At 75.5% G+C, this 19,956-nt stretch carries 17 protein-coding genes and 1 pseudogene; 14 read left to right on the top strand and 4 right to left on the bottom strand.

The genetic code is table 11. The features are described 5' to 3' along the window. Window positions 1-127: 127 nt before the first annotated feature. On the top strand, window positions 128-1,210 hold the full coding sequence (locus FE251_RS13990) for a restriction system modified-DNA reader domain-containing protein (protein WP_139949079.1): 1,083 nt from the start codon (window positions 128-130) through the stop codon (window positions 1,208-1,210). Here FE251_RS13990 and FE251_RS13985 read toward each other — a convergent pair. Genes FE251_RS13985 through FE251_RS13975 form a run of 3 tightly spaced genes read right to left on the bottom strand, consistent with a single transcriptional unit; the run spans window position 1,170 to window position 4,932 of the window. Next, window positions 1,170-2,360, bottom strand: a complete 1,191-nt coding sequence (locus FE251_RS13985; protein ID WP_230976441.1) for an alpha/beta hydrolase — start codon at window positions 2,358-2,360, stop codon at window positions 1,170-1,172. The two genes, FE251_RS13990 and FE251_RS13985, sit on opposite strands and share 41 nt — an antisense overlap. A 38-nt stretch (window positions 2,361-2,398) precedes the next feature. Continuing rightward, window positions 2,399-3,601 carry a homoserine O-acetyltransferase MetX gene (gene metX, locus FE251_RS13980; protein ID WP_139949078.1) on the bottom strand — a complete coding sequence of 401 codons (1,203 nt, stop codon included), beginning with the start codon at window positions 3,599-3,601 and terminating at the stop codon, window positions 2,399-2,401. Next, window positions 3,598-4,932 (bottom strand): bifunctional o-acetylhomoserine/o-acetylserine sulfhydrylase, encoded by a 1,335-nt coding sequence (locus tag FE251_RS13975; RefSeq protein ID WP_139949077.1) that lies wholly within the window; start codon window positions 4,930-4,932, stop codon window positions 3,598-3,600. Before FE251_RS13975 ends, metX begins: the two co-directional genes overlap by 4 nt. A 441-nt stretch (window positions 4,933-5,373) precedes the next feature. Between FE251_RS13975 and FE251_RS13970 the strand changes: the two genes are divergently transcribed. Then, window positions 5,374-6,825, top strand: coding sequence for a C40 family peptidase (locus tag FE251_RS13970; RefSeq protein WP_139949076.1), 1,452 nt, complete (start codon window positions 5,374-5,376; stop codon window positions 6,823-6,825). Between the two features lie 73 nt (window positions 6,826-6,898). Here the strand turns inward: FE251_RS13970 and FE251_RS13965 are convergent, their stop codons facing one another. Then, window positions 6,899-7,426 carry an inorganic diphosphatase gene (locus tag FE251_RS13965; protein WP_139949075.1) on the bottom strand — a complete coding sequence of 176 codons (528 nt, stop codon included), beginning with the start codon at window positions 7,424-7,426 and terminating at the stop codon, window positions 6,899-6,901. A gap of 122 nt (window positions 7,427-7,548) precedes the next feature. Between FE251_RS13965 and dacB the strand changes: the two genes are divergently transcribed. The 12 genes and pseudogenes from dacB to FE251_RS16120 all read left to right on the top strand — a co-directional run. Continuing rightward, window positions 7,549-8,925, top strand: coding sequence for a D-alanyl-D-alanine carboxypeptidase/D-alanyl-D-alanine endopeptidase (gene dacB / locus FE251_RS13960; protein WP_139949074.1), 1,377 nt, complete (start codon window positions 7,549-7,551; stop codon window positions 8,923-8,925). A 36-nt stretch (window positions 8,926-8,961) separates the two neighbouring features. After that, window positions 8,962-10,023 carry a zinc-dependent metalloprotease gene (locus FE251_RS13955; protein ID WP_139073378.1) on the top strand — a complete coding sequence of 354 codons (1,062 nt, stop codon included), beginning with the start codon at window positions 8,962-8,964 and terminating at the stop codon, window positions 10,021-10,023. A 1-nt stretch (window position 10,024) separates the two neighbouring features. Beyond that, entirely contained in the window at window positions 10,025-11,053 is a 1,029-nt protein-coding gene (gene tilS / locus FE251_RS13950) for a tRNA lysidine(34) synthetase TilS (protein WP_139949073.1), read from the top strand. A 16-nt stretch (window positions 11,054-11,069) separates the two neighbouring features. Next, window positions 11,070-11,624 (top strand): hypoxanthine phosphoribosyltransferase, encoded by a 555-nt coding sequence (gene hpt, locus FE251_RS13945; RefSeq protein WP_139073380.1) that lies wholly within the window; start codon window positions 11,070-11,072, stop codon window positions 11,622-11,624. Between the two features lie 156 nt (window positions 11,625-11,780). Further along, window positions 11,781-13,799: an ATP-dependent zinc metalloprotease FtsH gene (ftsH, locus tag FE251_RS13940; protein ID WP_139073381.1), complete on the top strand. Its 2,019-nt coding sequence runs from the start codon at window positions 11,781-11,783 to the stop codon at window positions 13,797-13,799. Continuing rightward, window positions 13,799-14,431 (top strand): GTP cyclohydrolase I FolE, encoded by a 633-nt coding sequence (gene folE, locus FE251_RS13935; protein WP_139073382.1) that lies wholly within the window; start codon window positions 13,799-13,801, stop codon window positions 14,429-14,431. Before ftsH ends, folE begins: the two co-directional genes overlap by 1 nt. 77 nt (window positions 14,432-14,508) lie before the next feature. Beyond that, window positions 14,509-15,315 carry a dihydropteroate synthase gene (gene folP / locus FE251_RS13930; RefSeq protein WP_139949359.1) on the top strand — a complete coding sequence of 269 codons (807 nt, stop codon included), beginning with the start codon at window positions 14,509-14,511 and terminating at the stop codon, window positions 15,313-15,315. After that, a complete protein-coding gene (gene folK, locus FE251_RS13925; protein WP_139073383.1) occupies window positions 15,312-16,184 on the top strand; it encodes a 2-amino-4-hydroxy-6-hydroxymethyldihydropteridine diphosphokinase in 873 nt (290 codons plus the stop codon). The genes folP and folK overlap by 4 nt, the downstream gene beginning before the upstream one ends. After that, complete coding sequence (locus tag FE251_RS13920) at window positions 16,184-16,639, top strand: DUF3180 domain-containing protein (protein ID WP_230976648.1); 456 nt, start codon at window positions 16,184-16,186, stop codon at window positions 16,637-16,639. Before folK ends, FE251_RS13920 begins: the two co-directional genes overlap by 1 nt. Before the next feature lie 56 nt (window positions 16,640-16,695). Continuing rightward, window positions 16,696-17,214, top strand: a complete 519-nt coding sequence (locus FE251_RS13915) for a PH domain-containing protein (protein WP_139073385.1) — start codon at window positions 16,696-16,698, stop codon at window positions 17,212-17,214. Next, window positions 17,211-18,908, top strand: coding sequence for a PH domain-containing protein (locus FE251_RS13910; protein ID WP_139949071.1), 1,698 nt, complete (start codon window positions 17,211-17,213; stop codon window positions 18,906-18,908). The genes FE251_RS13915 and FE251_RS13910 overlap by 4 nt, the downstream gene beginning before the upstream one ends. Before the next feature lie 57 nt (window positions 18,909-18,965). After that, a pseudogene (locus tag FE251_RS16120) lies at window positions 18,966-19,904 on the top strand (Rossmann-like and DUF2520 domain-containing protein); the annotation flags it as partial. Window positions 19,905-19,956: the final 52 nt, after the last annotated feature.

The following is a 19,956-nucleotide window of genomic DNA, read 5'->3' as shown; positions in this document are numbered from 1 at the left end:
GCGGGTGTGGGGTGCGGGCCCGCGGCAATGGAGGCGGAGACCATGCTCCGGGGCGACCCGTGGGCCGGGCCTGCATGAGAGGATGGGGGCCATTCCCCGCCGGAGCGAGAGTTCAGGTCACTGCCGTATGCCGCTGTTCGAGTTCGATGCCGGCCAGCTCGTCCGGGCACAGGTCGGGCACGCCGTCCACGACCCCGTCGGCCCCGCCGTGCTGGAGGCCGTCCGCGCACAGATCCTCGACATCCTCGGGCTCCCGGTCTTCCCGGTCACCTGGCAGGACGACGACGGGTCCCCCCGCCTGACCGCCATGGACCCCTCGGGCAACGTCGTGAGCATCGCGGTCCTCGAGCGGCTGGACGCGAGCGCGCTCGTCGCCGCCCTCGGACGGGCCGGGACCCAGCGCGGCTGGATCGAGATCGCCCAGAGCTACCCCCGCGGGCTCGCTGCCTTCCGGCGCGACTGGAACGCCTTCCGGGAGTCGCAGCCGGTCGGCACGGCCGTCGCCGCGCGCGTCCACGTCGCCGCCGCCGCCATCGACGACGACGTCCGCGGGGCCGTCGACGCGCTCGTCGGCTCCGGCGTCGTCGTCCACGAGCTCGGCGTGCGCACGATGTCCAACGGCAGGCTCTTCCTCGACGTCGCCGAGCTCAGCCACCCCGTCGCCCCGCTGCCGTGGCTGCTCCCCTCCCGGCCCGTCATCGAGAGCCTCCCCGGCCCCGCCGCGCTGGCTCCGACGACCGTGCCGACGCCGGACACCCCGGCCACCCCGGCACCGGCCACCGCCGCGCCCGCGTACGAGCAGACGCCCGCCCCGGCGGCACGGCCCGCCGGGAACGGGACGGTTCCCACGCGCCCGCGGCGCCGGGAGTTCCGCACGGTCCCGCACGAGGACCTGGTGCGGATCTCGGCGAGCCTCGGCGCCCCCACCCCCATCGTGTGGGTGGACAACGGCCGCCGCGGCGAGGCGACGCTGAGCCCTGACGGCTGGATCGTCGTCGCCGGGGAGGCATTCCCGGCCCCCGAGGCCGCGGCCGGTGCCGTCACCGGCGGGGAGGTGGCCGTCGACGCGTGGGCCGCGTGGCGCTTCGGTGAGGACGGGCCCAGCCTGCGCGAGGCGCGCGAGGAGCTGCAGTCCGTGCCCGCCCGCCCCAGCCGCGAGGGCGCCCGGCTCAGCCGTCGGGAGCTGCGTAGGCGCGCAGCCAGCGAGTGAGCTCGCGGTAGGCCTCCCCCCGCACCCGGGCGGGGGACAGGAAGACGTCGTGCACGGCGTTCGGCACGCGGGCGACCGTGACGAGCGGTCCCAGGCCGACGGCTCGCCGTACGGTGAGCTCGACGTCGATGACGGTGTCCGCGCGGCGCATCTCCTCCGACCACCTCGTGGCGAAGTGGGAGGAGCCGGAGACGAGGACGAGCACCGGGCAGGTGATGGCCAGCCCGGCAGCGACCTGGGAGTGGCCCGCGAGGACGGCCGCCAGCCAGCCCGGCCGGATCGGCGCGCTCGGGCTCGTGCGCCACGCAGGCTCCAGTGCCCAGCCGGTCACCGCGGGGTCGGGCTCGGCCTCCACCTCGCCGTCGAGCGGGTCGACGTCCTCGCCGCCGCCCGCGAGGATCCGGGTGTAGAAGCCGAGGTCACGCACCGGGAGCACGGCACGCGGCTGGTAGCGCGCGATCCGCTCGATGACGGGCTGGCCCACGGCGCGCAGCAGCCCCGAGCCCTGGAGCTCGAGCCAGGGCGCGTTGAGGACGAGCGCGCGCAGGGCGCCGGGGTGCCGGTGGGCCCACAGCGCCGCGGTGAGCCCGCCGGTCGAGTGCCCCATGAGGACGAGGTCCTCGAGCCCGGGGTGGTCGGCGCGGATGAGGTCGCGGGCGGCGTGGATCTCCTCGTCGTACGTCGAGAGCGACTCGACGTAGCCGCGCAGCTGGCCGGGCCGCAGGCTGCGACCGTAGCGGCGCAGGTCCACCGCGTAGAACGCGGCACCCTGCGCCGCGCACCGGCGGGCGAGCTCGCGCTGGTGGAAGTAGTCGTTCCACCCGTGGATGTGGAGCATCGCGACGTGCGGCGGGGTGGCCGGCGGGCCGTCCGGGTCGTCCTCCGGCCGGTAACGCACGACGGTCGCGACGACCGGTCCGTCCTCGTCCGGGAGGAGCTCGACCGTCCGGGCGGTGAACCCGGCGCCCAGCACGTCCGGGCCCCACTCGCCCACCGGGGCGGGGGCCAGCTCGTGGAGCGCGGCGTCGGGGTCGAACGCCTCGACCGGCTCGGGCCCGTCGGGGGCGGGTGACGCCGGGAGGGAGGTGTCGTCGTCGTCGGGGGCGGGCTCCTCGGCCCGGTCGGCACGCAGGAACGGGATGGTCGGCACGCCCCCAGCATGACCTGCGGCGGGCCGGACTGCACGCCTCAAGGGCGGGCGACCTGCCGCAGGAACTCCCCGAGGTGCCGGCTCATCTGCTCGTGCTCGATGAGGAAGCCGTCGTGGCCGTACGGGGAGCGCACGTAGCGCACCGGACGCGCCCCGGGCACCGCCGCCGCGATCCGCTCCGACTCGTGGGGCAGGAAGAGCCGGTCGGAGTCGACGGCGACGACGAGCGTGTCCGCCGTGATCGTCGACAGTGCCGCGCGCACCCCGCCGCGGTCGCGGCCGACGTCGTGGGTGAGCATCGCGCGGGTGAGCGCGACGTAGCTGTTCGCGTCGAAGCGCAGGGTGAGCTTGGACCCGTGGTGGTCGAGGTAGGACTGCACCGCGAAGCGGCCCCCGAGCATCGGGTCCTCCGCGTGCTGGTGGATCCGCCCGAAGCGCGTCTCGAGCTCCTCGGCGCTGCGGTAGGTCGTGTGCGCGATGCGCCGCGCGAGCGCGAGACCCGCGTGCGGGCCCTGCCCCGGCCCGGCGGCGTAGTAGTCCCCGCCGCGGTAGTTCGGGTCGAGGGTGATCGCGGCGAGCTGGGCGTGCGCCCAGGCGATCTGGTCGGCGGTGGTCTGGGCGCCGGAGGCGATGACGGCGATCGACCGGACCCGCTCGGGCGCCAGGATCGCCCACTCGAGCACCCGGTGGCCGCCCATCGAGCCGCCGACGACGTTCGCCCACCGCTCGATGCCGAGCAGGTCGGTGAGCTCGAGCTCGGCCGCGACCTGGTCACGCACGGTGACGTGCGGGAAGCGGCTGCCCCACGGTGTGCCGTCGGGGGCGGGGGAGGAGGGGCCGGTGCTGCCCTGGCACCCGCCGAGCACGTTCGGCGCGACGACGAACCACCGGTCGGTGTCGATCGCCAGCCCCGGGCCGACGATCGAGGACCACCAGCCCGGGCTCACGTGCCCCGGGCCTGCCGGACCGGCGACGTGCGAGTCGCCGGTGAGCGCGTGGCACACGAGCACTGCGTTGTCGCGCGCCTCGTTGAGCTCCCCCCACGTCTCGTAGGCGAGGGTGACGCCGGGGAGCCGGCCACCGGCCTCGAGCTGGAGCGCGCCGATGTCGGCGAAGGAACGGGCGCCCGGCCCGTGCTGCGGGTGCCAGGCCCCGGTCGTCGGGATCTGCTCGGGCTCGACGCGCGAGCGCACGCGGCGGGACGGGCCCACCGCGTGCGCCACGCGCCGCTCGTCGGTCACGAGGAGTGCTCGCCCCCGACGGCCGCCGTCGCCGCGGACACGGCCGCCGCCGCCCGCAGGCCCTTCTCGAGGTCGGCGAGGATGTCGTCGATGTGCTCCAGGCCCACGGCCAGGCGCACGAGCCCCGGGCTCACCCCGGCGCCGGCGAGGGCGGCCTCGTCGAGCTGGGAGTGGGTGGTGGACGCCGGGTGGATGACGAGGGAGCGCACGTCGCCGATGTTGGCGACGTTGGAGTGCAGCTCGAGTGCGTCGACGAACGCGATGCCGGCCTCGTAGCCGCCGGCCAGCTCGAAGGTGAGGACGGCGCCCGCGCCGCGCGGGGCGTACTTGCGCGCCCGCTCGTACCAGGGCGAGGACGGCAGGCCCGCGTAGCCGACCTTCGTCACCTGGTCCTGCGCCTCGAGGAACTCCGCGACGCGCTGGGCGTTGGCGACGTGCCGCTCCACGCGCAGCGACAGCGTCTCGATGCCCTGGCCGATGAGGAAGGCATTGAACGGGGAGACGGCCGCGCCGAGGTCGCGCAGGAGCTGGACGCGGGCCTTGAGGATGAAGGCCGGGGCGCCGAGGTCCTTGAAGACGAGCCCGTTGTAGCTCGGGTCGGGGGTGTTGTAGTTGGGGAACTTCTCCGGGTCGGCGGACCAGTCGAACGTGCCGCCGTCGACGATGGCGCCGGCGATCGACGTGCCGTGGCCACCGAGGTACTTCGTCGCCGAGTGGACGACGATGTCCGCGCCGTGCTCGAGCGGGCGGATGAGGTAGGGCGTGGCCACGGTGTTGTCCACGACGAGCGGCACGCCGTTCTCGTGGGCGATCGCTGCGACCGTCTCGATGTCGAGGACGTCCTGCTTGGGGTTGGGGATCGTCTCGGCGAAGAAGAGCTTGGTGTTGGGGCGGACCGCGTCGCGCCAGGCCTGCGGGTCGTCGGGGTCGGTGACGAACGTCGTCGTGATCCCGAGCTTGGGCAGGGTGTGACGCAGGAGGTTGTAGGTGCCGCCGTAGAGGCTCGGGCTGGCGACGACGTGGTCACCGACCTCGGCGATGTTGAGGATCGCGTAGGTCTCCGCCGCCTGTCCGGAGGCGACGAGCAGACCGCCGACGCCGCCCTCGAGCGCCGCGATGCGGTCCTCGACCGCCGCCTGCGTCGGGTTGGTGATGCGGGTGTAGATCGGGCCGAGCTCGGCGAGGGCGAAGCGGTTGGCGGCCTGCTCGGCGCTCTCGAAGACGAAGGAGGTCGTCTGGTAGATCGGCAGGGCGCGGGCGCCGGTGGCGGGGTCGGGCTGCTGGCCCGCGTGGATCTGCTTGGTCTCGAAGGACCAGGTGGACTCGCTCATGGTGTTCTCCAGGAAGTGGGGGGAGCGGGCGGCGAGCGGCTCCCTGCCGGCACGCCGACCCTGGAAGGGGCGGGGCGCACGGCGGCCTGGCGCCGACGTCGGCGGGCATGCGAACGTGCGCTGCGGTCAGGTGCACATTCGACGGCTCATGCGGCGAGACTACGAACGCCGCCCGCGCCCCGAAACCCCCATCTCGGACACCGGACGGCGGGTCGGGGCCGTGTCCACCAGGCGGACGGCGGTGGACAGGCGGTGCGGGGTTCGCCACTGCCGGTGCTCTCGGTACTCCTGAGCGGGCGCAGGGTGCGCGAAGGGGCGCACGGTGGGTGCTCGCGGCGGCGCCGGAACTACAGGGGTGTTACTCGTGTTACTCATGTGACGGGTGTTTTCTTCTGTGGCTTGGCGCGCTACCTTGGGAGCCCGGACGTGTGGTGCGGCCGGGTGAGGGAGGACCCTGTGGGCTGGACGGACCGTCGACGGCACGTGGTCGTGTCGATCGCCGTGATGGCACTGTCGGGCGGCATGGTCATCAGCCCCGCGACGGCGGAGCCGCCGACGCAGGACGAGATCGCCGCAGCGCGCGAGGCCGAGGGGCGCACCGCCTCGAGCATCGCCGAGCTCGAGGTCGAGCTCGCCGGGCTCTCCAGCCTGCTCGAGGAGGCGACCATCCGCGCCCAGCAGGCCAACGAGGCCTACCTCGACGCCCAGGTCGGGCTCGAGGAGTCGACCGCGCGCGCCGCCGAGGCGCAGCAGGCAGCCGCGGAGGCCCAGGAGGAGGTCGAGCAGCAGCGCGCCGTCATCGGACGCATCGCGATGGCGGCCTACCGCTCCGGGCCGGGGGCGCTCGGCCCCGTCGAGCCCCTGCTCTCCGCCGACAGCTTCGAGAACGCCATGCGGCGCGCCACGCACACCGACCGCATGGGCACCCGCGCGGACGAGGCGCTCCAGCGCTTCCAGGCCAGCGAGCTCGTCGCCGCCACCTTCCAGCGGCGCGCCGACGAGGCCGCCGCCGAGCAGGAGCAGGCGACGACGGCGCTCGCCTCCGCCGCGGAGGAGGCCCGTGCCTCGGCCGCGAGCGCCGAGACCCAGCTCGCCCTGTCCGCCGACCGTCGCGCCGCTCTCATCGACCAGCTCGCCGCGCAGCGCGGCACCACCGCCGAGCTCGAGCGTGAGCGGCAGGACGCCCTGGACGCCGAGCGGCAGCGCCGCGAGGCCGAGGTGGCCCGCGCTGCCGCCCTCGAGACGGCGGCCCGCGAGCAGGAGGCCGCCTCCCGCGACGCGGCGAACCGTGAGCAGGCCGCCCGCGAGCAGGCGGCGCGTGAGCAGGCGGCCCGCGACGAGGCCGCCCAGCAGCAGCCGTCCGCGCCCCAGCCCTCGCGTCCCTCGCCCGCACCGGCACCCGCACCCGCACCTGCCCCGGCGCCCGAACCCGCCCCGGCACCCGCACCCGCACCCGCCCCGGCTCCGGCACCCGCCCCCGCTCCCGCCCCGGCTCCGGCACCCGCCCCCGCTCCCGCCCCGCCGGCGTCCAACGCGGCCCGCGCCGCGCTGGACTGGGCGCGCACCCAGCTGGGCAAGCCCTACGTGTGGGGCGCCGCCGGTCCCGACGGGTACGACTGCTCGGGCCTCACCCAGACCGCCTTCGCCCGGGCCGGGGTCTCCCTGCCGCGCACGACCCGCGCGCAGTACGCCGCGACCACCCGCGTTCCGGTGTCCGACCTCCAGGCCGGCGACCTCATCTTCTACTCGAGCAACGGGCAGACCTCGGGCATCTACCACGTGGCGATCTACGCCGGGAACGGCATGCGGCTGCACGCGCCGTCGCCGGGCAAGACCGTCGAGCTCGTGCCGATGTACTGGCCCAACGTGCTGCCCTACGGCGGACGCGTCTGACCGGCGTCCCACCCGACGACAACGCCCCCGGACCGCGCGGTCCGGGGGCGTCGTCGTGTGCTGGGGGCGGTGGCTACTCGGCCTGGCCGGGGCCGTGCGGGTCGGCGTGGGCGTAGTAGCCCTCGTCCTTCGCGCGCTGGAAGGAGCGACGGATCTCCGCCTCGGCCTCCTCGCGGCCCACCCAGTGGGCGCCCTCGACGGACTTGCCGGGCTCGAGGTCCTTGTAGACCTCGAAGAAGTGCTGGATCTCCAGGCGGTGGAACTCGCTCACGTCCTCGATGTCCGTGCGCCACGACGCGCGCTGGTCACCCGTGGGCACGCACAGCACCTTGTCGTCACCGCCGGCCTCGTCGCGCATGCGGAACATGCCGAGGGCGCGGCAGCGGATGAGGCAGCCAGGGAACGTGGGCTCCTCGAGGAGCACCAGGGCGTCCAGCGGGTCCCCGTCCTCACCGAGGGTGTCCTCGATGAACCCGTAGTCGTCGGGGTAGCGGGTGGAGGTGAAGAGCATCCGGTCCAGCCGGATCCGTCCCGTCTCGTGATCCACCTCGTACTTGTTGCGGTTCCCCTTGGGGATCTCGATCGTGACGTCGAACTCCACTGCCTGACCTTTCGTCTGCCGCCGCGGGCGATGAGCGTACCGGGTACTAGTGTGGACCACCGGCGGGAGTGCCGCGGTCCTGGCCGCCTCCCACAGGACGACGACGCGAGGGCGAGGGCCAGGTGGCGAGGAGCAGACGGCGCCGGACAGCGGCCGGTCTCACGGTCACCGCGCTCCTCCTCGCCGGTGGCTACGTGGCCGCCGACGCCGCCGACCTCGTCCCCGGCGTCCTCACGACGGCGCCGCCCGTGCCCGACCCGGCGCCCTTCCCCGAGGCCACGGCCGGGGCCGCCGAGCCGCTCCTGCCGGCCCTCGACCCCGACGCCCCGCTCCCCTCCGCCGAGGCGGTCACCGCGCTCACCGAGGAGCTCGTCGCGGACCCGCGCACCGGCGGGGCCGTCGCGGTCGTCGTGCGTGATGCTCTCACCGACGAGGTCCTGGCCGACGTCGCCGGTGACGAGCCGCGCACCCCGGCGTCCTCGCTCAAGCTGCTCGGCGCCGTCGCCGCCCTCGACGCCCTCGGGCCGGACCACGTCCTGCGCACGACGGCGGTGGAGGGGGAGGGGAACCAGGTCGTGCTCGTCGGGGGAGGGGACATCCTCCTCACCGACGGGGAGGCGAGCGAGGACGTCGTCGGCCACGCGTCCCTCGCCGACCTCGCCGCCGCCACCGCCGAGGCCCTCGACGGCCAGGAGGTCAGCGTCGCCGTCGACGACACCCTCTTCTCCGGCCCCGGCTACGCGCCCGGGTGGGGCGGCATCGACCTCGACTACGTCATGCCGATCCAGCCGCTCGCGCTCGACGCCGGGCTCGACGCCGACGGCGAGTACGTCGCCGACCCGGCCCTCGCCGCCGGGCAGGCCTTCGCCGACGCGCTGCGCGCGGAGGGCGTCACCGTCACCGGGGACGTGACCCGGGCGCAGGCGCCCCCCGGGGCGCGGGAGCTGGCCTCGGTCGAGTCGGCGCCCCTGCGCGACGTCGTCGCCTACGAGCTCGCCGTCTCGGAGAACTCGGTCGCCGAGGTCCTCGCCCGCCTCGTGGCGATCGCCGACGGCGAGGAGCCGACGTTCGAGGGGGCGGCCCGCGCCGTCCTCGCCCGGCTCGCCGACCTCGGCATCGACACCCGCGCTGTCACCCTCGCCGACACCTCCGGCCTGCTCGTGGAGAACCAGGTGCCCGCCTCCGTGCTGGCCGACGTCACCGCGCTCGCGCTGGACCCCGGGCGTCCCGACCTGCGGGGCGCCGTCACCGGGCTGCCCGTCGCCGCCCTCGAGGGCACCCTGCGGGGCCGGATGTCCGGGCCTGCCGCCGGGGTGCTCCAGGCCAAGACCGGCACCCTCACCACCGCGGTCAGCCTCACCGGGCTCGTCCAGGACGCCGACGGGCGGCTCCTCGTCTTCGCCGTCGTCGCCGACGACCTCGAGCCCGGCGGGGCGGCCGAGGCGCGCGCCGCGATCGACGAGTGGGCCGCCGCGCTCGCCGCCTGCGGCTGCCGCTGACCGACGGGCGGGCGCCCGGCGGGTTACCGTGACGCCATGAGCTCCCCGATCGACTGGCGGGCCGCGCGCCGCCGCGCCGCAGCCCTCGCCCCTCCCGGACCCCGCGCCGGCCGTGCGGAGGCGCGCGGGCTGGTCACGGTGCTCCACACCGCGGCCGCGGAGGCCCCCGGTCACGTCGCCGAGATCACCGGCCTCGACGACGCCGCGGCCACGGCCGCCCGACGGCCGGTGTACGTCGTGGACCGGGCCCGCTGGTCCGAGGCGAACATCGCGATGTTCCGCAGCCTCGTCGGCGACCTGCTGCCCGCCACCACGCTGCCCGGCGCGGCCCGGCTCGGCGGGGAGGAGCTCGGCGTCATGCTCTCCTACCTCTCGACCAAGGTGCTCGGGCAGTACGACCCCTTCACCGCACCCGGCGGCGCCGGCTCACCGGGCTACCTCGTCCTCGTCGCGCCGAACATCCTCCACGTCGAGCGCGAGCTCGACCTCGACGCCCTCGACTTCCGCCGCTGGGTCTGCCTCCACGAGCAGACCCACGCCGTGCAGTTCGCCGCCGCGCCCTGGCTGGCCGACCACCTGCGCGAGCGGATGCGCGCGAGCGTCACCTCCATCGCCTCGCCCGAGGGCGGCAGCCAGCGCCTGGCGCGCACGCTCGGCGCCGTCGTCGAGGCGGTGCGCACCCCGAAGGGCGAGACCCCCGCGGCGCAGGCGCTCGCCGGCCCGCTCATCGACGCCGTCCTCACCGACGAGGAGCGCGAGCGGCTCGCCGAGGTGGTCGCCGTCATGTCGCTGCTCGAGGGGCACGCCGACGTCGTCATGGACGCCGTCGGGCCCCGCGTGCTGCCGTCCGTCGCCCGGATCCGCAGCCAGTTCGAGCGCCGCCGCCAGGGGACGAGCACGCTCGACGTCCTCGTGCGCCGGCTCATGGGGATGGACGCGAAGATCGCCCAGTACCGCAACGGCGCCGAGTTCGTCCGCCGGGTGATCCACCGCGTCGGCCACGACGGCCTCAACGCCGTGTGGACCTCGCCCGACACCCTGCCCCGTGCCACCGAGATCTTCGACCCCGACGCCTGGGTGCGCCGGGTCCACGGCTGAGGTGGCCGGCCCCGCCCCGGCGGTCGCCGCCGCCCGGGTGGCGGTGCGGGCGGCGCTCGCCGACCTGCCCGCCGGTGCCCTCGTGCTCGTCGCGTGCTCCGGCGGCGCGGACTCCCTCGCGCTCGCGGCCGCGACGGCGTTCGTCGCCCCGCGGGCCGGGCTGCGGGCGGGTGCGGTCGTCGTCGACCACGGGCTGGCGCCGGGCAGTGACGACGTCGCGGCCCGGGCCGCCGCCACCTGCGCCGGGCTCGGGCTCGAGCCGGTCGAGGTCCGTGCCGTGGACGTCGGGACCGAGGGAGGCCCGGAGGCCGCCGCCCGCACCGCCCGCTACTCGGCGCTCGCCGAGGCCGCCGACGCCCACGGAGCCGCCGCCGTCCTCCTCGGCCACACCCTCGACGACCAGGCCGAGACCGTGCTGCTCGGTCTGGGCCGGGGCTCGGGCGCCCGCTCGCTCGCCGGGATGGCGCCGGTCACCGGGCGCTGGCGCAGGCCCTTCCTCGCGCTGCGCCGCCGGGACACCGAGGCCTGCTGCACGGCGCTGGGCCAGGAGTGGGTCACCGACGTGACCAACGCCCCTGACGGCCCGTGGCGCCGCGCGGACGGCGGTCCGCTGCGCCGCTCGGCCGTCCGCCACGACGTCATGCCCGCCCTCGAGGCCGCGCTCGGACCGGGCGTGGCGCAGGCGCTGGCCCGCACCGCCCGGCTGCTGCGCGAGGACGACGACTACCTCACCCGGGCGGCGGCGGACCTCGCCGCCCGCGCCGGGCTGGGCGAGGACGGCGAGGTGGACCTCGACGTCGCCGAGCTCGCCGCCGAGCACCCGGCGCTGCGCGGACGGGTGCTCCACCTCGCCGCCACCGCGGCGGGCTGTCCGCCCGGCGCGCTCGCCGCGGTCCACGTCGCCGCCCTCGACGCGCTCGTCACCCACTACCACGGGCAGGGCGCCCTCGACCTGCCCGGCGCTGTCACCGCCGTGCGCCGGTGTGGCAGGCTGAACCTCTCCCCGCCGCGGTCCGCGCGGGGGCAGTGAGCCGACAGGAGGACGTGTGGACGCCAGCGACATGGGAAAGGACCTCGAGAAGGTCCTGCTCACCCAGGAGCAGATCGAGACCCGGCTCGACGAGATGGCGGCCCGGATCGACTCCGACTACGCGGGCAAGGACCTCCTGCTCGTGGGCGTCCTGCGCGGCGCCGTCATGGTGATGGCGGACCTGTCCCGCCGGCTGCACACCTCGATCGAGATGGACTGGATGGCGGTGTCCTCCTACGGGTCGGGGACGAAGTCCTCCGGCGTCGTGCGCATCCTCAAGGACCTGGACACCGACCTGCACGGACGCCACGTGCTCATCGTCGAGGACATCATCGACTCCGGGCTCACGCTGTCCTGGCTCGTGTCCAACCTCCGCAGCCGCGGCCCGGCGTCCGTGGAGATCGCCACGCTGCTGCGCAAGCCGGAGGCCGCCAAGGTCGAGGTCGACGTGCGCTACGTCGGCTTCGACATCCCCACGGAGTTCGTCGTCGGCTACGGCCTCGACTTCGCCGAGAAGTACCGCCACCTGCCCTTCGTCGGGACCCTGGCGCCGCACGTCTACAGCGGCTGAACCCGCCCGGGCGTCCCGGTCGTCCACGGGCGGCCGGGACGCGGCCTGCGCCCCGTCCTGCCGTGGGCGAACACGTTCCCTCCTGCGCGGACCTTCGGGGTAACGTCACACGATGATCGTTCGAGCAGGAGGGACCCGGCCCCAGCGCCGCCACCGATGAATGCCAAGAAGCTGTTGCGGGGCCCGCTGGTGTGGGTCGCACTCGTCCTCGTCCTCGTCTACCTGGGGGCGACCCTCCTCACCGGGCAGAACCCCGAGGAGATCGACACCTCCGACGGCCTGGCGCTGCTCGCAGGGGACACGGTCGAGCAGGTCGAGGTCAACGACACCACCCAGCGCGTCGAGCTCGCGCTGAGCGAGGAGTTCGAGGACAAGGGCGACCTCGTCGCCTTCTACTACGCCACCCCGCAGGGCACGACGGTCATGGACGCGATCGCGGCCGCCGACCCGCCGGAGGGCTACAACTCCGAGGTCCCGCAGCCCTCGGTCTGGGCCTCCCTGCTCGGCTTCCTCCTGCCGATGCTCATCATCCTCGGCGTCTTCTGGTTCCTGCTCTCCCGCATGCAGGGCGGCGGCGGGATGATGAAGTTCGGCAAGTCCAAGGCCAAGATGGTCAACAAGGAGAACCCCCAGGTCACCTTCGCCGACGTCGCCGGGGCGGACGAGGCCGTCGAGGAGCTCCAGGAGATCCGCGAGTTCCTCGCCGACCCCGCGAAGTTCCAGGCCGTCGGCGCCCGGATCCCCAAGGGCGTCCTGCTCTACGGCCCGCCCGGGACCGGCAAGACCCTCCTCGCCCGCGCCGTCGCCGGGGAGGCCGGGGTCCCCTTCTACTCGATCTCCGGCTCCGACTTCGTCGAGATGTTCGTCGGCGTCGGCGCCTCCCGCGTGCGCGACCTGTTCGAGCAGGCCAAGTCCAACTCCCCGGCGATCATCTTCGTCGACGAGATCGACGCCGTCGGTCGCCACCGCGGCGCCGGCATGGGCGGCGGGCACGACGAGCGCGAGCAGACGCTCAACCAGCTGCTCGTCGAGATGGACGGCTTCGACGTCAGCACCAACGTCATCCTCATCGCGGCCACCAACCGGCCCGACATCCTGGACCCCGCGCTGCTGCGCCCCGGCCGCTTCGACCGGCAGATCACCGTCGAGGCCCCCGACCTCGCCGGGCGCGCCGCGATCCTCAAGGTCCACGCCCGGGGCAAGCCGATGGTGCCCGAGATCGACCTCCAGACGGTCGCCAAGCGCACCCCCGGCTTCACCGGCGCCGACCTCGCCAACGTGCTCAACGAGGCCGCCCTCCTCACCGCCCGCTCCGGGGCCGACCTCATCGACGACCGCGCGCTCGACGAGGCCATCGACCGCGTCATCGCCGGCCCGCAGAAGCGGACCCGGGTGATGAACGAGAAGGAGAAGAAGATCACCGCCTACCACGAGGGCGGACACGCCCTGGCGGCGGCGGCGCTGCGGTACACCGACCCCGTGACCAAGGTGACGATCCTCCCGCGCGGCCGGGCGCTGGGCTACACGATGGTCATGCCGAGCGAGGACAGGTACTCCACCACCCGCAACGAGCTGCTCGACCAGCTCGCCTACGCGATGGGCGGGCGGGTCGCCGAGGAGATCGTCTTCCACGACCCGACCACCGGTGCCTCCAACGACATCGAGAAGGCCACCGCGCTGGCCCGGAAGATGGTCACCCAGTACGGCATGAGCGACCGGGTCGGCGCCGTCAAGCTCGGCACCGACACCGGCGAGCCGTTCCTCGGTCGCGACATGGGCCACCAGCGCGACTACTCCGAGGACATCGCCCGCATCGTCGACGAGGAGGTCCGCCGCCTCGTCGACGCCGCGCACGACGAGGCCTGGGAGATCCTCAACCAGTACCGCGACGTCCTCGACCGGCTCGTCCTGGAGCTGCTCGACCGCGAGACGCTCAACGAGCAGGAGCTGGCCGAGATCTTCGCCCCCGTCGTCAAGCGCGACCCGCGACCGGTGTGGCTGTCCTCGGAGAACCGCGCGGTCTCGGACCGGCCCCCGGTGCGCACTCCCGCCGAGCGCGCCGCCGGCAGCAACGGGATGCTCCCGCAGGACGAGGCCGCCGCCGCCGGCGAGGGCCCGGGCATCGGGCAGGTCCCGCCGTCGGGCCAGGTCGGTGGTCCCGCCGAGGGACTGTGATGAGCACGCCCGAGGAGCGCGCCCCCGGGGACTCCCCGTCCCCGGCCGGCACCACCGCCCAGCGGCCCTACGACGCCGCCGGGGTGGAGCGCGCCGTGCGTGACCTCCTCGTCGCGGTCGGGGAGGACCCCGACCGCGAAGGGCTGCGCGACACCCCCGCCCGCGTCGCGCGTGCCTTCGAGGAGACCTTCGCCGGGATGCGGGTCGACCCTGCCGAGGTCCTCACGACGACCTTCGACCTCGGTCACGAGGAGATGGTCCTCGTGCGCGACATCGAGGTGTACTCCACCTGCGAGCACCACCTCGTGCCCTTCCACGGGGTCGCGCACGTCGGCTACATCCCCGGCAGCTCCGGGCGCGTCACCGGGCTGAGCAAGATCGCCCGGCTCGTCGACGCGTTCGCCCGCCGCCCGCAGGTCCAGGAGCGGCTCACCTCCCAGATCGCCGACGCGCTCGTCGCGAGCCTCGACCCGGGGGGCGTCATCGTCGTCATCGAGTGCGAGCACCTGTGCATGTCGATGCGGGGGGTGCGCAAGGCCGGGTCCCGGACGATCACCTCCGCCGTCCGCGGGCAGATGCGTGACGTCGCGACACGCGCGGAGGCGATGAGCCTCATCGCGCCGCGGAGGTAGCGGTGGGTACCCCGGAGGCGTCGCGCGCGGCGCGTGCGCGGCTCGACGAGCCCGCTGCGGCCGGCCGGACGCTCGTCATGGGCGTCCTCAACGTCACCCCCGACTCCTTCTCCGACGGCGGGCGCTGGCTCGACGCGGACCAGGCCCTCGCCCACGGCCGCCTCCTGCGGCGGCAGGGCGCCGACGTCCTCGACGTCGGCGGGGAGTCGACCCGGCCCGGCTCGGAGCGGGTGCCGGTCGACGTCGAGCTCGCGCGGGTGCTGCCGGTCGTGCGCGCCCTCGCCGCCGATGGCGCCGTCGTGAGCATCGACACCGTCCACGCGGAGACCGCCGACGCCTGCCTGCGCGCGGGCGCCGCCGTCGTCAACGACGTCTCCGGCGGCCTCGCCGACCCCGAGATCCTCGACGTCGCCGCCCGGCACGGGGCGCGCTACGTCCTGGGCCACTGGCGCGGTGACCCGGCGACGATGAACGAGCGAGCCGTCTACGCCGACGTCGTCGCCGAGGTCGTGACCGAGCTCGCCGCGCGGACCCGGGTCGCGCTCGCGGCCGGGGTCGACCCCGCGCTCCTCGTCCTGGACCCCGGGCTCGGCTTCGCCAAGGACGCGGAGCACAACTGGGAGCTGCTCGCCCGGCTCGAGGCCCTCGAGGCGCTCGGCCACCCCCTCCTCGTCGGCGCCTCCCGCAAGCGCTTCCTCGGTGCCCTGCTCGCCGGGCCGGACGGCGTCCCCGCGCCTCCGCTCGCCCGCGACGGGGCGACGGCCGCGCTCACCGCCATCCTCGCGGCGCGGGGCGTGTGGGGCGTGCGCGTCCACGAGGTCCGCCCGTCGGCCGACGCGGTGCGGGTGGCCGCGGCGCTGCGCGCAGCGGGGCGGGCACGATGAGCGACCGGATCACCCTCACCGGGCTGCGGGCGCGCGGGCACCACGGGGTGCTCGCGGGCGAGCGTGAGGTCGGCCAGGTCTTCACCGCCGACGTCGTCCTCCACCTCGACACCCGGGCCGCCGCGGCCGGCGACGACCTCACCGCGACCGTGAACTACGCGGAGGTCGCGCAGGACGTCGTCGCCGTGCTGTCCGGACCTCCCGCCGACCTCGTCGAGACGGTCGCCGCGCGGATCGCCGAGGTGGTGCTGCGCCGCCCGCGGGTCACCGCCGTCGACGTCACCGTCCACAAGCCGCAGGCCCCGGTCCCGGTGCCCTTCACCGACGTCACCGTCCACGTCCACCGCGACAGGGCCGGCGGCGTCCGCGACGTCGTCCTCGCCCTCGGGGCCAACCTCGGCGACGCCCGCGCGACCCTCGCCGCCGCCCTGCACGAGCTCGACCGCCACCCCCGGGTGGAGGTCCGCGCCGTCTCCCCGCTCCTGCGCAGCGCCGCCGTCGTCCTGCCCGGCGGGCAGCCGCAGCCGGACTACCTCAACGCCGTCGCCGTGCTGCGCACGAGCCTGCCCCCGCGCGAGCTCCTCGCGCTGTGCCAGGGCGTGGAGCTCGGGCACGGGCGGGTGCGCACCGAGCGGTGGGGCGCGCGCACCCTCGACCTCGACCTCGTCGCCGCCGGCGACCTCACCTGGCAGGACGCCGACCTCACCCTGCCCCACCCGCGCGCCCACGAGCGTGGCTTCGTCCTGGCGCCCTGGGCGCGCGTGGTGCCGGGCGCCGTCCTGCCCGGTCACGGGCCGGTCACCGAGCTCGCCGCCGCGTGCGGGGAGCCGGGGGAGTGGGTCGCCGAGGACTGGTGGGAGCGCGCGTGATGCAACGGACGAGCCGCCAGACCCTGCTCCTCACCGCCGTCGTCGCCGGGGCGGTGGCCTACGCCGCGCTGGCGGTGCTCGAGTCGCGCGGCGGGGCGCTCGTCCCGGTGCCCCCGGTGACCGGCATCGGCCTGCTCGCCCTCGCCGTCGTGCTCCTCGCGCTCGGCCGCTCCGTGCGCCGCCTCGTCGAGGGCAAGGACACGCGGATGACCCAGCTCGGCGCGGCCCGGGTGGCGATGCTCGCCAAGGCGAGCTCGCTGTCCGGCTCGGCGCTCGGCGGCTACTTCGCCGCCCAGGTCCTCCTCGCCTGGCGCAACATCACCGCGCCCGCGCTCCGGGAGCACGCGCTCTCCGCCGGCGGGGCGCTGCTCGCCTGCCTCGCGCTCGTCGCCGTCGCGCTCGTCGTCGAGCACTGGTGCCGCCTTCCTCCCGAGGAGGACGGCGAGCCCGCCTGAGACCGGTGCCGCGTGTGGGAGGCTGCTGGGTGCACACCGAGGATGGAGCCCCACGCATGAGCACTACGCAACCGGGGTGGCACGAGGCCGCCCCCAGCCCGTTCGACCCCGCCGGACTCACCTTCACCCCGGTCTCCCGGGGCCTGGTCAAGGTCCGGCTCATCACCGTTCTCGTGTGGCTGGGACTGCCGCTCGTCGCGGTCGTCGTGCTCGCATTCGTGTTCCCGGGCTGGTGGTGGTGGATCCCGATCGGCGTCCTCGGCGGCCTCCTCGCGTGGCTGCTGTGGCTCGTGCCGCGGCAGGTCTCGGCGATCGGCTACGCCGAGCGCGACGAGGACCTCCTCATCCGCAAGGGCATCCTCTTCCGCCAGCTCACCCTCGTGCCCTACGGGCGCATGCAGTTCGTCGACGTCCAGGCGGGCCCGCTCGACCGGTGGGCCAAGGTCGCCAAGGTCCAGCTCCACACCGCCTCGGCCCAGACCGACGCGTCGATCCCCGGGCTGCCGCCCGCGGAGGCCGCGCGCCTGCGTGACCGGCTCACCGAGCGCGGCGAGGCGAGGCTGGCAGGCCTGTGAGCACCGAGCAGCCCGCTCCGGAGGAGCACGTCGAGTGGCGGCGGGTCCACAAGGTCACCCCGGTCCTCCAGGCCTGGAAGGTCATCGTCGCCGTCTTCGCCGTGCTCGTGTGGCAGAACGTCGAGACGATCACCGAGCTGTGGGACGACCGGGACACGGTGAACTGGACCCTCGTCCTGCTCATCGGTGGAGGCGCGATCCTCCTGCTCCTCCTCCTCCTCGCCGTCTACTCGGTGCTCTCCTGGCGGATGATGCGCTACGCCGTCGGGCGTGACGCCGTCTTCCTCCACAGCGGCATCCTCTTCCGCCAGCAGCGGCACGCGCGCCTCAACCGGATCCAGGCCGTCGACGTCGTCCAGCCGTTGCTCGCCCGTCTCTTCGGGCTCGCGCAGCTGAAGATCGAGACCGCGGGTGGGGGCGGCTCCTCCGTCGTCCTCGCCTTCCTCAAGGAGGAGGAGGCCCAGCGGCTGCGCCGCGAGGTCCTCGACCGCGCCGCCGGCAGGGCGCCCGCGGCCCCCACGGCGGACGGCGCGCCGGACGAGGCGCCCGGCGCCGCCCCGGCGCCGGCCGTCCACCCGGAGGCCGAGCGCGAGCTGCTCGAGGTGCCCACCGGGCGGCTCGTCGGCTCCCTCCTCCTCTCCGGCTCGATGATCGGGCTCGTCCTGCTCCTCGTCGGTCTCCTCGTCGCCGCCGTCGTCACCGGGTCGCCCGGCCCGCTCTTCGGCGCGCTGCCCGGCATCTTCGGCTGGGGCACCTACCTGTGGGGCCGGTTCACCGGCGGCTTCAACTTCCGCGCGGCCATCTCCCCGGACGGCATCCGCCTGCGCTACGGACTCCTCGAGCAGCGCACCCAGACGGTGCCGCCCGGCCGCATCCACGCCGTCGGCCTCAAGCAGCCGCTGCTGTGGCGGCGCCGCGGGTGGTGGCGCGTGGAGGTCAACGTCGCGGGCTACTCCGCGGTCGAGACCCAGACGGAGAGCACGACCGGCACCGTCCTGCTGCCCGTCGGCACGCGCGGGGAGGCACTGACCGCGCTGTGGCTCGTCCTGCCCGACCTCGGCGTCGCGGACCCGAAGGCGGTCATCGACGGCGCGCTCGAGGGTGAGGGGCAGGACGGCGGGTTCCTCACCAGCCCCCGCAGCGCACGCTGGCTCGACCCCGTCTCCTGGCGGCGCAACGGCGTCCAGCTCACCGATCGCGCGGTCCTCGTGCGCCGCGGACGGCTCAGCCGCTCCCTGGCCATCGTCCCGCACGAGCGGACGCAGTCCCTGGCACTGTCCCAGGGACCGCTCGAGCGGCGGGCCGGGCTGGCGAACATCGCCCCGGCGACGGTCGGCGGCCCGGTCTCCACGACCGCCCACCACTTGGGGGCGATGACGGCGCTCGCCGTCCTCGGCGAGGCCTCGCGGATGTCGCGCGAGGCGCGTCACCGGGAGTCGCCCGAGGAGTGGATGGAGCGCGTCGGTCTCGTGCCGCCGCGGGCCCCCGCCGCCCCGCCCGTGGACGCGCCGCCGGCTGGTCCGCCCGTCGCCGGGCCGCCGCCCGCCGTGGACGCGCCGCCTGCCGGTCCGCCCGTGGTGGGCCCGCCCGCCGGCCTGCCCCTCGACCCGCCGCCCGCGGGCCCCGCGGTGGACGGGCCGCTGCTCGGCGCCCCGGCCGACCTCCCACCGCCGGCCCCGCACGAGCGGCGCTGAGCGGGGTGGTGGCCGACGTCACCGCCGAGCGCCGGGGCGGCAGGCGATAATGAGCCGGTGAGCGTTCCCGGCGAGGTCCCCCCGTCCGCCCGACCAGGACGGCTCGGGGTGGGCGTCGTCGGCGCCGGCCGCGTCGGCGCGGTGCTCGGCAGCGCGCTGCGCGCCGCCGGCCACGCCGTCGTCGGGGCGAGCGCCGTCTCCGCGGGGAGCCGCGACCGGATCGACGCCCTCCTGCCCGGCGTGCCCGTCCTCGAGGTGCCGGACGTCGTCGAGCGGGCCGAGCTCGTCCTGCTCACCGTGCCGGACGACGCGCTCGCCGACCTCGTGCGCGGCATCGCCGGGACCGGCGGGTGGCAGCCCGGCCAGATCGTCGTCCACACCGCCGGGCGCTACGGCACCGCCGTGCTCGAGCCGGCGCAGCGGGCCGGGGCCATCCCCGTCGCCCTCCACCCGGCGATGACGTTCACCGGTACGAGCATCGACCTCTCCCGGCTCGTCGGCTGCCCGTTCGCCGTCACCGCCCCCGCGCCCGTGCTGCCCATCGGCCAGGCGCTCGTCGTCGAGATCGGCGGGGAGCCGTTCGCGCTGCCCGAGGAGGCCCGCCCGCTCTACCACGCGGCCCTCGCGCACGGCGCCAACCACCTCGTCACCCTCGTCGCCCAGGCGATGCGCGTGCTGGGCCGCGCCGGGGTCGAGGAGCCGGGCCGCTACCTCACCCCGCTCCTCGGGGCGGCCCTCGACGGCACGCTGCGCGACGGCGAGCTCGCCCTCACCGGCCCCGTCCTGCGCGGGGACGCCGGGACGGTCGCCGAGCACGTCGCGAGCCTCGTCGCCCTCGCCGCGGCCGACGACGCCTTCGCCGACCTCCCGCCCGCCTACCGCGCGATGTCCCGCGCCACCACCCAGCGCACCTGGGCCGCGGGCCGGCTCACCGACTCCACCGCCCAGCTCCTCCTCGACGCCGTCGCCGAGCCGGGCGCGCAGCCCGCCGAGCCACAGCCCGCCGACTCGCCGGACTCCGAGCCCGTCCTGGCCCGCACCCGCGAGG

Origin of the sequence: Georgenia wutianyii (assembly GCF_006349365.1) — a bacterium.
GTDB classification, from domain to species: domain Bacteria; phylum Actinomycetota; class Actinomycetes; order Actinomycetales; family Actinomycetaceae; genus Oceanitalea; species Oceanitalea wutianyii.
The sequence above is the reverse complement of the archived record's forward strand: the minus strand, read 5'-3'. Positions and strand labels throughout refer to the sequence as shown.

Excerpts from the sequence above, each read along its gene's own strand:
- FE251_RS13990 (WP_139949079.1), top strand. The coding sequence starts at position 128 with ATGCCGCTGTTCGAGTTCGATGCCGGCCAGCTCGTCCGGGCACAGGTC.
- FE251_RS13975 (WP_139949077.1), bottom strand. The coding sequence starts at position 4,932 with ATGAGCGAGTCCACCTGGTCCTTCGAGACCAAGCAGATCCACGCGGGC.
- FE251_RS13955 (WP_139073378.1), top strand. The coding sequence starts at position 8,962 with ATGAGCTCCCCGATCGACTGGCGGGCCGCGCGCCGCCGCGCCGCAGCC.
- ftsH (WP_139073381.1), top strand. The coding sequence starts at position 11,781 with ATGAATGCCAAGAAGCTGTTGCGGGGCCCGCTGGTGTGGGTCGCACTC.
- folE (WP_139073382.1), top strand. The coding sequence starts at position 13,799 with ATGAGCACGCCCGAGGAGCGCGCCCCCGGGGACTCCCCGTCCCCGGCC.
- folP (WP_139949359.1), top strand. The coding sequence starts at position 14,509 with ATGGGCGTCCTCAACGTCACCCCCGACTCCTTCTCCGACGGCGGGCGC.
- folK (WP_139073383.1), top strand. The coding sequence starts at position 15,312 with ATGAGCGACCGGATCACCCTCACCGGGCTGCGGGCGCGCGGGCACCAC.
- FE251_RS13920 (WP_230976648.1), top strand. The coding sequence starts at position 16,184 with ATGCAACGGACGAGCCGCCAGACCCTGCTCCTCACCGCCGTCGTCGCC.
- FE251_RS13915 (WP_139073385.1), top strand. The coding sequence starts at position 16,696 with ATGAGCACTACGCAACCGGGGTGGCACGAGGCCGCCCCCAGCCCGTTC.